The 13,450-nt window shown below is 28.2% G+C and carries 8 protein-coding genes; 6 read left to right on the top strand and 2 right to left on the bottom strand.

Annotated features, from left to right (window positions below):
- Window positions 1-414 precede the first annotated feature (414 nt).
- Entirely contained in the window at window positions 415-1,377 is a 963-nt protein-coding gene (locus tag psyc5s11_RS09705; RefSeq protein ID WP_224037386.1) for an Rpn family recombination-promoting nuclease/putative transposase, read from the top strand.
- 238 nt (window positions 1,378-1,615) lie between these two features.
- Here the strand turns inward: psyc5s11_RS09705 and psyc5s11_RS09710 are convergent, their stop codons facing one another.
- Both psyc5s11_RS09710 and psyc5s11_RS09715 read right to left on the bottom strand, forming a co-directional pair.
- Entirely contained in the window at window positions 1,616-3,343 is a 1,728-nt protein-coding gene (locus tag psyc5s11_RS09710) for a sensor domain-containing diguanylate cyclase (protein ID WP_224037387.1), read from the bottom strand.
- Between the two features lie 49 nt (window positions 3,344-3,392).
- Window positions 3,393-6,326: a bifunctional diguanylate cyclase/phosphodiesterase gene (locus tag psyc5s11_RS09715; protein ID WP_224037388.1), complete on the bottom strand. Its 2,934-nt coding sequence runs from the start codon at window positions 6,324-6,326 to the stop codon at window positions 3,393-3,395.
- Window positions 6,327-6,934: 608 nt separating this feature from the next.
- On the opposite strand from psyc5s11_RS09715, the gene psyc5s11_RS09720 reads away from it, so the two are divergent.
- The 5 genes from psyc5s11_RS09720 (at window position 6,935) to psyc5s11_RS09740 (ending at window position 13,035) form a co-directional block, all read left to right on the top strand.
- Window positions 6,935-7,210, top strand: coding sequence for a transposase (locus tag psyc5s11_RS09720; RefSeq protein ID WP_224037389.1), 276 nt, complete (start codon window positions 6,935-6,937; stop codon window positions 7,208-7,210).
- Between the two features lie 262 nt (window positions 7,211-7,472).
- On the top strand, window positions 7,473-8,522 hold the full coding sequence (locus psyc5s11_RS09725) for a hypothetical protein (protein WP_224037390.1): 1,050 nt from the start codon (window positions 7,473-7,475) through the stop codon (window positions 8,520-8,522).
- 728 nt (window positions 8,523-9,250) lie between these two features.
- Window positions 9,251-10,708 carry an aminoacyl-histidine dipeptidase gene (locus psyc5s11_RS09730; protein WP_224037391.1) on the top strand — a complete coding sequence of 486 codons (1,458 nt, stop codon included), beginning with the start codon at window positions 9,251-9,253 and terminating at the stop codon, window positions 10,706-10,708.
- Window positions 10,709-10,781: 73 nt separating this feature from the next.
- On the top strand, window positions 10,782-12,698 hold the full coding sequence (locus psyc5s11_RS09735; RefSeq protein ID WP_224037392.1) for an OPT family oligopeptide transporter: 1,917 nt from the start codon (window positions 10,782-10,784) through the stop codon (window positions 12,696-12,698).
- The gene (locus tag psyc5s11_RS09740; protein WP_224038168.1) at window positions 12,685-13,035 is read left to right on the top strand and encodes a PqqD family protein; all 351 of its coding nucleotides are present in this window, start codon (window positions 12,685-12,687) and stop codon (window positions 13,033-13,035) included. The genes psyc5s11_RS09735 and psyc5s11_RS09740 overlap by 14 nt, the downstream gene beginning before the upstream one ends.
- Window positions 13,036-13,450 lie beyond the last annotated feature (415 nt).

Genomic DNA, 13,450 nt, shown 5'->3' on the forward strand with positions numbered 1-13,450 from the left:
AATTTATATATTTGGTGCAGTGCTTTTTTGTCAAGCAAAAATTAAAGAATACATTTTAGGGTAATGTAAATTGCGAAAAAAGAAATTAAACCACATTACAGCAAGAGGTAATCACAGAAATCATATTTTTAGAGATGATGAAGATTTTCAATATTATTGAGCAGTGATAGAGGAAGCATTAAGTTACTATGGTAATCATAATTACCAGCTAATTTGCTATTGCTTAATGGATAATCATGTATATTTAATGATAAAGGAATTGAGAAAGAAAAATCAAAAAACATGTAGATTCCCTACACCTAAAGAAATATAAAAAGAACTTATGTACGTATATTATTTATGAAATTGGAAATAATTATAATATAGAGAATTGAGTACTCAAAACTAAATTTATGCTATAATGGAGGCAAGAGAATGGGTTATAAAAAGGCCATGAATAATATACATGACCGGTCTTACAAAGATTTGTATTCTAATAAAGTAGTTTTTTTAGATCTTGTTAAAGAAATGCTTAAAGCACCATGGGCTAAGGATTTAAATGAAGAGAATCTAGTTTTAGTTGATAAAGAATACATATTATCAGATTATGAAGAAAATGAATCTGACATTGTATATAAAGCTAACATTGATGGAAAAGAAGTTATATTTTATATATTACTAGAATTTCAATCAAGTGTAGATTATAGAATGCCACTCCGATTATTCTTTTACATAAATGAAATCCTTAGGGAGTATATTAAAAACTTAAATAAAGAAGATAAGAAAAATAAAAAAGGATTTAATGTACCAGCAGTAGTTCCTATTGTTTTATACAATGCCAAGAGGACGTGGACTGCACCAAGATATTTTAAAGATATAGTAAATAAGAGTGAATTATTTGGAGAGAATATAGTAAATTTCAAGTATGAATTATTTGATGTAAACCATCAATATACTAAGGAAGAACTAATTGGTAATAATAATATTTCATCAGCAATATTTCTATTAGATCAAAAAGTAGAGCCATTAGAATTTTTTAATAGATTAAAGGCTGTGGCATTGAAATTTAATAGATTGACGGATAGAGAAAAAATAATATTAAAAAATTGGATTAAAAATACTGTTGATGAAGCAATAGCGGAAAATGCAGTTGAAATATTAGAAGCTAATAAAGAGGGAGTGGAAAAGATGGTTGCTAATAATGCTTTTATGATAGAGGAAATGAAACAAAAGATTAGGAAAGAAACTGAAAAAGAAGTTAGAAAAAATGAAGAAGAAATTATTAAAGAAGATAAAATTGAAATAGCAAAAAATTTATTATCAATGAACATGAATGTAGAAAATATATCAAAAGCTACAGGGTTAAGGATAGAAGAAATTGAAAAATTAAGAAATTAAATAGGTATGTAGAAAACTACGTTTTTACGTAGTTTTTTGATTATAGCAAATTAAACTAATAGTAGCAACTTCAACACGACCTGTCTAAGAAGCACCCCAGGAGTCTTTGTGTAGGAAGAATGACTGAACTTTCTAATGCTGTCAATGTATTAAAAGTAGTCTAATGCCTACGCTTATCCTTTATGTTTTATATAAAATTATATAGGTATTGCAATTTTTATTTGTGTCACCTAAATTTCTAATTTCTAGATACTTCTATTCGATTTCTCCCCCTCTCTTTGGCTAAATATAATAGCTCATCTGCATTTTGTATGCATGTATATTTTCTATTTTCCTTGTTTTCATATAAGCCACCACTTATAGTAACTTTTATTCCTCCATCCACTGAAAGCTCTTCAATATTTACTCTTATATTTTCTGCTATTTTTATTGCTTCATCTATTCCTGTACTAGGAAACATAACAATAAATTCTTCCCCTCCATATCGCCCAATATAATCTGTATTTCTTAAAGTCTTCATAAGAACATTGCTAATTGACAATAAAACTTTATCACCACATAAATGTCCATAAGTGTCATTAATTTTTTTAAAGTAATCAATATCAAGCATCATTAAAGTAAAGACTATTCCTTCTGAATTATACATATCTATTATATTATCTAAGATAGATTCAATATATTGCCTATTATATAAATTAGTAAGACTATCCCTGATTGATCTTTCATATATAATTTCATTTTCTTCTTTTAACATTTTTACTTTATTTATTTGATTATTATAATTTATTGTTATAGAATATGTTTCTAAAAGAACAAAAATAAACATTCCTATTTGGAAAACATATCTATTGATATGAGAAAAACCATTGTTAAGTAATATATCGTTGGCAGCTGTTACAATTAAGCAGGTAAATGCAATAAGAGATATACTACTATTTTCCTCACATTTCCTAACTTTCTTTATTAGAAATATTAATATATCAATTACAATAATTATTACAACCAGCTCACCATAATATGATAATTTATCATAAAATGTATTGTTAGTTACGAGGCATATACTTGCAAAAGTTACAGAAAAAATTAGTGAAGTAATAATTGTTCTTCTAGGTATATCACCAAATACTTCCTTTATAAAAAATACATATATAGGAATCCACAAATAATATGTTAGTGCCGCTGTTTTACTTAATAATTCAAACGGCATATTTGGAAAGAAATGAACAATTATTCTTTCATTTAAAAATAAGCATCTTAATTGTATAAATAAACATAATATAGAAAATAATAAGTATGATTTGTTATTTTTCATACGCTTATATAAAGATAAAAATAATAATTCTATAACTAATAATCCACCTATTATTATAAAATCTATCCCTAAGTCAAATATTGATTCATTTATAATACTATCCTTAAGTCCAAATTCCATAGATTTAACTTCTGGGAAAATCTCTCTGTAGTTTGATGTTTGAATTACTATTTCGATCTGACCATCTTTTGAAGTAAAATATGAATAAATTGGCAAATATATCGCTTTCTCATCTTCATAACTTGTCCCAACTTTACCAACCTGCTCCTGCAATACTCCATTAACCCAAACCTTTGAAGCAGATAATACTCCTTTTGTTCTAAGTCCATATACAATATCTTCTTGTGCACTAATTTTTAATCTTAAAGTCATATATCCCTTATGGTTTTCACTCAATTGAGTTTTTAAGTTTCCTGGTATTGTTAGATATTGACTAGGGGTTCTATATTCTAATTGATTTGGAGTTAATAATTCATTATCATATATTTCCCACTGTCCATCTAAATTAATATTTCCACTTTCTTCAAAGTTGTATTCATTTAGAAACATAACTCCATTTATTGCTTGTATATCTTTACTTTTGTTCATATGGAAAAATGAATAAATGCTTATTGATAAAAATAAAAATATTATAATATAGGCAATTTTTTTCATTTTTTCTCTCCTTTGGTATCTTCCTCTAGAAGAACATTAAATTAATTTATTATATAAATAATCCTTCAATTTCACTTGCAGGTAGTGGTTTACTAAAGTAATAACCTTGAATATAGTCACATTTTTTATCTTTAATAATTAAAAATTGTTCTTTCGTCTCTACGCCTTCAGCTACAACTTTCAAATCCATAGTATGTGCCATTTGAATTATATTGTTGATAATTGACTGTTCTTTGCTGCTAGAAACAATATCATCTATAAATGATTTATCTATTTTTAATGTACTTATTGGCATTTTCATTAAATAGTTAAGTGATGAATATCCTGTTCCAAAATCATCAAGTGCAATTCTTATTCCCATATCAATTAATTCATTTAATGCATTTATGCTTGAGTTAAATGATTGCATAAGAACTGTTTCCGTAATTTCAAGTTCAATAATTTGAGGTTCTATTCCTGTTACATCAATAATCTCCTTTAAATTTTCTAGAAAATTTGGTTGTCTTAAATCTACAGATGATATATTAATGCTCATACTTTTAAATTTACAACCTTTATTAAGTAATTTTACACTTTGCTTACAGGATTCTTTAAAAACCCATAAACTTATTTGTGTTATGTATCCTGATTCTTCAGCAATTGGAATAAATTCAACTGGAGATATAAATCCTAATTCCCTGCTATTTAATCTGAGTAAAGCTTCAAAGCCAAAAATTTCGTTTTTTTCAGCATAGTATTGTGGTTGATAATTAATAGTAAATTCATTATTATCAATTGCACTTCTTAATATTCTCTCAATGGTTGTTTTTCTTTCTAATTTTGCATATATTTCTGGACTGTATAATTCAAATCTATTTTTCCCTAGTTTTTTTGCCTCATACATAGCTGAATCAACATTTTTTATAATTGTTCCTGAATCAACTCCATGTTTAGGATATAATATAACTCCAATACTAGCTGTTACAGAAATCTGCTTATTATCAAGTTTAAAACTCTTATTAAATAAAGATAATAACTTGTTTGAATAACCACATATTTCCTCTTCCTTAATTGAAGTTTTAAGAATAATAAATTCGTCTCCACCAAATCTGAATAGAATAGATTTTTCATCTACAATTTTTTCTAACTCACCTGTTAAATATATAAGTAATTCGTCTCCATAATCATGTCCCATCAAATCATTTATGTTTTTAAAATTGTCTAAATCTATTAAAAATACTGCTCCTTGCACATTAATATTGTTTCTTAATTTTAATTGTTCATTTAATTTTTCCTTGAATAAAACTACATTAGGAAGTTTTGTAAGCAAATCATAATAAGCCATGAATTTTATTTTCTCTTCTGACATTTTTCTTTCAGTAATATTAGAAATAGATCCTGAAATTGTTAGTGCCTTACCATCTGAATCTCTTACAGTTTTACCTTTGCACAATACCCAAACATAAGAACCATCAATAGTTTTTAATCTATATTCAATATTAAGAGCTGATATCTCATTGTTAATATGTCTTTTTAAATCTTCCGACAATTTTGGCAGATCCTCTGGATGAATTAATTGTTGCAAAAAATCTGTTATATTGTTAACTAGATTTAGTTTGTAACCAGTAATATCCATCATTCTATCAGAAGCATAAAAATTTCCTGTAGATAAATTCCATTCCCAAATTGAATCATTTGCACATTCTAGTGCAAGCTTATACCGATCTTCACTATTTCTTAAAGCCTCTTCATTATATTGAAGTTCATCATATTGTGCTCTAAGTTCTTCTTCTGTCGCTACTAGTTCTTCATATACAGCAGATAATTCTTCGTAATTTGAACTTAATTGTTTTATCATCAAATTAAATGAGCTTCCTAATTTTCCAAATTCGTCTTTAGTTTTAATGTCTGCTCTAACTGAAAAATCTCCGTTTCCAGCTAGCTCCATTAAAGGAGTTAATTTTCTAATTGGATTTGTCATAATTCGAACAATAACATAAGTTAAAGCAATTCCCAGTATTAATATACAAATTGTAATTCCGAATATTATTTTTTCTACCTTACTTACTTTACTTGTAAGATCACTTTTGGGTGTAACTGTTGCCATTTTCCATCCCGTCTGAGGCGATGTATACACATTAACAAAAGCTTCATTTCCATCAACAACAGTTTCAAAGCTGTCATTATCTGTATTCAATAGTTTATTTACATCTTGAAAAGAAAACTTTTTATCATTGGTTGTTTTTATATCTGAATCCGCTAATTCAATCATATTTTTAAAATTAAGCTCTGAATTAGCATGGGCTAGCATTGTGCCATCCTTTAAAAAAATAAAAATATAACCCTTATCACCAATCTTTGTATTTCTCACAATTTCTGATAACTTATTTAAACTTGTATCAATTGCCAATGCTCCAACAATATCTCCTGAAGTATTTTTAATAGTAGTACAAGCACTTATAGCTACATTATTACTTTGATCAATTTCAACCTTATGCGGATCTGAAATAACTACTTCGCCTGGATGTTCCATAGCCAATGAATACCATGGTCTTTGCCTTGGATCATAAGCACTGTTGCTTAATCCATCTGGCCATGAAATATATCCACCCCACTTAGTTCCTAGACATACATATTCTGTCTCACTATGAGTTTTCCCATAAAGTTCTAGATAATTATAAATTGAGCTCTCTAAGCCCATAATTTCATTTGAATATTTTTTGTTAATTCCAGTATTGGGTATATTAAATGACCCTGATATAGAGTTATTCGTTTTTTCTATAACATCGTTGTTTGCTAAAAGTTTTACATCATTTTTCATTTTATTAATTATATCAGAAACATCATTATCCATATCCACCATTTGTTTGTTACCATCTGATATCAAATCAGCTTTTAATAAATTATACATATAATTGTATGTTGATATTGCTATTGGAATTGATGTAAATAATATAACGAATATACAAAAAAGAAACAATTTCACCCTAAAAGTTATCCTCATATATCAACACTCCCTAAAATTATATTTAAGTATAAAAACAAATTCTATTCTCTACACACTTATGCATATAGTTCATATTTTATCATTCAAGTTTTCCTCTTTCAACGTTTTTCACTATTTATTTCTATTTTTCCCTTTTGTTTTAAAAAAATTCTAATAGATGGTTATATATCATCTATTAGAATTTTAATCTTATTTCTATATTTATTTTATTATATGGAATTTACTGTTACTAGCTTGTGATTTTTTTTATTGCATCTTATGAACAAGTTACGAATTATTCAGAATATACAAATCATATACCTTATCGTATATTAATCATAATAACTGAAAATGAAAATTATAATATGATAAGTGATCGGATTAATGAAATTCCTAAAAAGAATAATTTTCGAATTATAGTTGAACAAAGATCTAGAATTAAATATTTAAATCTAGATTAATAGCAAACTCAGCCCTTCGGGCTTCAGTAGCAACTTCAACACGACCTGTCTCAGAAGTACCCCCGGGGGAAACATAATTTTCCATATACAAGCATTGTACTAAATTCATATATTTAGTGCAGTGCTTTTTTGAGTATAGCAAATTAAATAAGGCAATAATAATGAATGAAAATTGAAGTAGGTGAAATAATGACTACAACCCAAAGAGTATGGTATGAAGGTGCAGCTTACCACATTACAGCAAGAGGTAATCACAGAAATGATATTTTTAGAGATGATGAAGATTTTCAATATTATTTAACAGTAATAGAGGAAGCATTACTTTACTATGGTACTCATAATTATCAACTAATTTGTTATTGCTTAATGGATAATCATATACATTTAATGATAAAGACAGATGATAAACCATTAGCAAATTTAATTAGCAGAATCTCATAATTTATTTGGTGATCATGGGGGCATATTGTGGTATGGGAAGATTAAAAATATTAATCTGATTAAAAGAAATGAAATACTTGAATTGCCAAAGAATGCGGAAAGTTTATATTATAAAATTGAAGTATAAGAGTGGTGTAATCTTAAAATCAATTAGAATTATAATCCATAATTTTCTTTTATATAAACAATTTGCAATTTACTGCAATTTATTGTATTATATAACGATATGTGCCAAACAATTTTTGAAGGGTGGAATATTTAATTGTCGAATTTACAAAATTATAACAATACTAATCTTTCTGAAAATCAAAACTTAGAATTTAAAGTCAATAAAAATGAAAGTAAGAAAGGTTTTATCTTCATATTTTCTATAGTGCTTTTTGCACTTGGTCTTTTATTATCATGCCTTAAAGCATTTATTAATTTCAGAGATAAGTCCTACTACGTTAATACACCTTACGCTTCAGGCTATGCTACCACTACTATTGTAATTAGCCTAGTCATTATAGCAACTTTATTTTTATTATCAACTCGAGTTTTTAATAAAAAGGGACTCATTTTAATATTTTCTATAATTTATCTTCTAGGTTCTTTTTCATTAACTGGAGCTACTATCGCCGAAAATTCTTTAAAGGAAAATAAGTTGAATAAAGCTGCAAAGGATAAATTTATCACCATGTGTAACAATGTGGTAAACGAAAAAGAGAATAATGAAGAAAGCTTTGACAAAACAGTATATGGACATATGACTCCGTTTTTATATTTAACAAACGATTATTTTATAAAATTTCAAAAGCATTCAAATGATATATCTAAAAATATTGATTCACTTGAACTTCATAGCATATTAAGTTCAAGTGCTCTAGGCAGCACTGAAGAAATCAATAATTCAAAGAAAAAAATAGCTGATTGCAGAAAAATTTTTGACAAACATGAAACCGAATATAATGATCTTATCGTGAATTTTGCCACCAGTGCTTCAACACTAGAATTACCAAAATCATTTAAGAGCGGTATGTTAGAAGGTTTTAAGAAATCACAAAATGATACTCGCGATAAGTTAAATAATTACTTAAAAGTTGAAAGAGATATTTTGGATAACATTGATAATATAATGGATTTTATGCTTTCCATTCAAGGAAAATACACAGTAAAAAATGACAAAATTCTATTTGAAACTGAAGCTGATCTCAATAAATATAATGGATATATTAAAGAGCTTCAAACACTTGCTCAGAAAGAAACTGACTTAAAAAAGAACATGTATGACGGCCTAAAGCTTAAACTTAATGAATTTAATAACAACAAGTAAACTTCACGCACAAAAAATCTATCAGATAAACTAAAATGACTCGCAAATCAAAAATTTGGGTGTTAATGTCAATATTAAAATATTGAAAAGTTCCAACATGAAAATGCATAAAAGTTTGATAGTTAAAATGGGCTATTATTACTGCAAAGCAGAAACTTTCTTATGGGCGCTTTAAGAATAATAATATTCAAGCCTTTGTAATTAACATGCTATATTAAACTTAATTGAAATGCTTGAAGAGGAAAGGGAATGTAGCTAGAGTATAAAAAAACTTCTTAGAAAATGAAAATAAGTAACCTAGCATATGTCTAATAATATAGAATATGTTGGGTTATTTTTTGTGGAAATAATAACAATGCTTAGTTGGTAAAAAAGTGGGATGACGAATTTAGTCTGTGAAAATATAGCCCATGTAAATTTCATTTGATAATTTTTTATATCATCTTCATGAAATTAACACGGACTATTCTGGAATCACTAGAATTTCATTAAATTTTAATTGCTTCAAGATGTTAATTTGTTGATAATTTAACAATAGTAATATGAAATTGAATTTTTTATATATAATTATATAAAAGTATAGAAAATAAGCAGAATTTTATATTAAATTATGCGAAATACATAATATTATGCATATGATTTTTGTTTTAGTTTATAGTAGTATATTGTGAGAACGTTTGCGAAAGAATTTATAAATAATTGCAAAGTAAGAGAGGATGGTAATTAGAATGATAGAAATACTTAAAGACATACAACCAGTTGAAGTATTTAAATACTTTGAAGAGCTATCACAAATTCCAAGAGGATCTGGAAATGAAAAAGAAGTTAGTGATTATTTGGTATCCTTTGCTAAGGAGCATAATTTAGAATGTGTTCAGGATTCTGCATTAAATGTTGTTATAAAGAAAAAGGCAACAACAGGGTATGAGAATAGTCCAGCTGTTGTTTTGCAGGGACATATGGATATGGTATGTGAAAAAAACATAGATATAGAGCATGATTTTAGTAAAGATCCACTAAAGTTAAGAATAATTGATGATATGGTATATGCAACAGGCACAACTTTAGGAGCAGATAATGGAATTGCAGTTGCAATGGGATTAGCAATTTTATCTTCTAATGAATATGAGCATCCAGCAATGGAATTACTTGTTACTACCTCTGAAGAAACAGGAATGTATGGAGCAATGGCATTAGATCCTAAAAATATAGAGGGAAGAACACTTATTAACATAGACTCTGAAGAAGAGGGCGTGCTACTCGTGAGTTGTGCTGGTGGAATTACTGCTAAAACAACAATTCCTGCAGCATGGGAAGCAATAGATGGAAACCTTGTTCCATATATAATTAAAATAAGAGGTCTAAAAGGTGGCCACTCTGGAATGGAAATAGATAAAGAAAGAGGAAACTCTAATAAATTAATGGGTCGTATACTTATGTGTATTTTATCCGAAATAGATTTTAGACTTAGTTCATTAAACGGTGGATCAAAACACAATGCTATTCCACGTGAAACAGATGCTGTTATTTTAGTAAGACCTGAGGATAAAGCTTTAGCAGAGAAAAAAATATCTGAGTGTGGAGAATTGTTTAAAACAGAATTGAGAGCATCAGATTCTGATGTAAGAGTAGAATTTGAAGTTTTACCTACTATGATTGAAGAAATGCTTTCAAAAGAATCTACTAATAATGTAGTTAACTACTTATACTTAGTTATAAATGGAGTTACCTCAATGAGTATGGATATTAAAGGTTTAGTAGAAAGCTCCTTGAACCTTGGAGTAATTTCTACTCATAATGATTCTATGGAATTTATAAGTTCAATCAGAAGTTCTGTTAGAAGCTTAAAGAATGAATTATATAATAGATTAGTTGTAACTGCTAAACTAAATGGCGGAAGTGTTGCGTCAGAAGGTGGTTATCCTGAATGGTCTTATAATCCTGATTCAAAAATAAGAGTGATTTTTGAAGAGGTATATGAAAAAATGTACGGAAAGAAACCTCATATAACTGCAATACACGCTGGACTTGAGTGTGGATTGTTTGCAGAAAAATTTGGAGAATTAGATGCAATTTCTTTTGGACCAAATCTATATGATGTTCATACTCCAAATGAACACATGAGTATCGCTTCAGTTCAGAGGATGTGGGAATACTTATTGAAAGTATTAAAAAATGTGAAATAATTTAATTTTAAATATTTATAATCTATTTCTAATAGAAGATGGAGAGTAATAAACATAGTGGAGGAATATATTAATGGATAAAAAGCTATCTAAAGATGCTTATGGTGGTGTAGTTGGTAAAGACTATGTTCCCTACGTTTCTAGTGGATCTAAATCAGGTGGAAACAGTGTAGTATTAATAATCGGTATTATTATGACAATTCTATTTGCAGCATCAACGGCCTATTCAGGCATGAAATCAGGACTTACAGTTGCTGCAGGTATACCAGGATCTATAATAGGTTCTGCATTTATAGCTGTATTTGCTAAGCAAAAAGGTATACTTGGCAAAAACTTAGTTCAAGGTATGGCTAGTGGTGGGGAATCTGTTGCTAGTGGTGTAATATTCGTATTGCCGGCAGTTCTTTTAATAGGTTCTAAAGTTACTTTCTTAGAAGGTTTTATTGTTGGTTCAGCTGGAGTTTTATTCGGTATTGGAATAGCTTCTCTTGTTTATAATTACTTAATTGTTGAAGAACATGGGAAATTAATGTATCCTGAATCAATGGCTATATCTGAAACCCTTGTTGCTTCAGAAGGTGCTGGGGAATCAATGAAGTTCATGGGAATTGGATTTTTCATAGGAGGAATTATTACTGTTATAACAAGTCCATTTTTGAATGTAGCTAACAACGTTATAAGTTATGTAAATGAAACCTTTTATAAGTGGAAATTTGAAGTTGAAGTTAACCCTCTATTATTAGGTATAGGATTCATAGTTGGTTTGGATGTTTCGTTAACTATGTTTGCAGGTTCTATATTATCAAACTTTGGTATTATACCTTTAATAGGCTATTTCTCAAGTCTTGGAACAGATGGGACGGCTGTATGGAATAATCCAAGTGTCTCTATAAACGCTATGCAAGTAAAACATATAGCTGGTAGTTATGTAAAATATATCGGTGCTGGTATGATGCTTTCTGGTGGTTTCATAGGTGCTATAAAACTTATTCCTACTATAATATCTTCTATAAAAGAAACTCTTAATGCTAAGTCTTCAAATGGTGGTAAGAGCTCATCTGTTGAAAACATAATATTACTTGGTGGTATAGTACTAGGTTTTATAGGTGGTTTTGTATCATCTGATGGTAATATAATAATGGCAATACTTGTTTCTATTTTATCATTATTTTTAGCATTGCTATTTGTTATAGTTTCTGGTCGTTTAACAGGTACTATAGGAACTTCAAACCTTCCTGTATCAGGGATGACTATAGCTTCTATAGTTATTGTAACTTTATTATTTGTTGTAATGGGATGGAAAAATCCTGAAAGTAACAAATCATTACTTTTATTTGGTACATTTATTGTTACTGCAATAGCTGTAGCTGGAGGTTACTCACAATCACAAAAAGTTACTTTCATAGTAGGTGGTGACAAAAATGAAATGGAAAAATACTTTGCTATAGCAGGAGTAGTTGGAGTTGCAGTAGTTGTAGGTACTATATTATTACTTTCAAATCAACTTGCTATGACTGGTGATAATGTTCCATTTGCATTGCCACAAGCTAACTTAATGTCAACCTTAACTGCTGGTATAATGTCAGGTGAATTACCTTGGGTTATGGTTATTACAGGTGTTGTTATGGGAATTGTTCTATACCTATTAAAACTTCCAATAATGACAGTTGCTATAGGATTCTATTTACCAATAGCTACAACTTCTATAATATTAATAGGAGCATTAGTTAGGGCATTTATAGAAAAAACTTCTAAAGCTGAAAAAGAAAAAGAAGTTAAAGTTTCTAATGGTATAAGCTTATCTTCAGGACTTGTTGCTGGAGGTTCTATAATAGGACTTATAGGAATAATATACCAAAATATTGTAAAAGTATCTGAACCAAGTGGATTTTCTGCTACTAATGGAATGGCAGTCATAATATTAGTTGGTTTAATAATAGCTACAATAATGCCTATATTAAGAAGTAAGGCAAAAAATATTGAAAAGTAATGAAGATGTTTTAAGCATCATATATAAAATATCTGGGAAATTAGAATATGAATTAGATAAAGATAATATTGTGACTATACTTGAAAAGCAAGACCATAAGATCCAAAAGTTCTTTAGAAAACTTAAATTCAGAATTCCAGAGTATAAAAAAATTTCTTTAGATGAATATGGAAGTTGGATATTTTTACAGATAGATGGCAAGAAAAATGTAAAAGATATAGGAGAACGATTAGAAGCAAAGTATGGTGATAAAGTTCACCCACTTTATGAAAGATTATTGCCATTCCTAAATCATATAGACATTAATTGTCACTATGTAGAAAGAATAAATTTGTAATATAAAAGCTGGCGTTATATTGTAATTGTAATATCAAAATATATTTTGAAAGCTGAGATTATCTTATATTTAAGAGAGTCTCAGTTTTTATTATTTTTTAGGTAATATTAATATTTTTAGATGAATTAATAAAATCTTATCTGTTTTTCTTTTAAAATATTTAATATTGTTTAAAAAATATCCTATTAAGGCTATAATTATATATAAATACATAATTATGGAGGTAGCCATTGAGTACTTTTGTGTACTAGAGAGGACTTAATAAAAAAACTATTGACCAAAGTTTATGTTTGAGTAAAACAAGTGAATATAAAATATTAGTAACTTCAACACTTCGTGTCTCAGAAGAAGTAGAACAACTAATTTATATTCAGCCGTTATATAATGGCCTCATTTTAGGGTGGAGGATATTTTT

The sequence above is a fragment of the Clostridium gelidum genome, from assembly GCF_019977655.1.
Classification (GTDB): Bacteria; Bacillota; Clostridia; order Clostridiales; family Clostridiaceae; genus Clostridium; species Clostridium gelidum.

Bases quoted from the DNA above. Each gene is read 5' to 3' on its own strand.
- psyc5s11_RS09705 (WP_224037386.1), top strand. From the start codon at position 415: ATGGGTTATAAAAAGGCCATGAATAATATACATGACCGGTCTTACAAA.
- psyc5s11_RS09710 (WP_224037387.1), bottom strand. From the start codon at position 3,343: ATGAAAAAAATTGCCTATATTATAATATTTTTATTTTTATCAATAAGC.
- psyc5s11_RS09715 (WP_224037388.1), bottom strand. From the start codon at position 6,326: ATGAGGATAACTTTTAGGGTGAAATTGTTTCTTTTTTGTATATTCGTT.
- psyc5s11_RS09720 (WP_224037389.1), top strand. From the start codon at position 6,935: ATGAAAATTGAAGTAGGTGAAATAATGACTACAACCCAAAGAGTATGG.
- psyc5s11_RS09730 (WP_224037391.1), top strand. From the start codon at position 9,251: ATGATAGAAATACTTAAAGACATACAACCAGTTGAAGTATTTAAATAC.
- psyc5s11_RS09735 (WP_224037392.1), top strand. From the start codon at position 10,782: ATGGATAAAAAGCTATCTAAAGATGCTTATGGTGGTGTAGTTGGTAAA.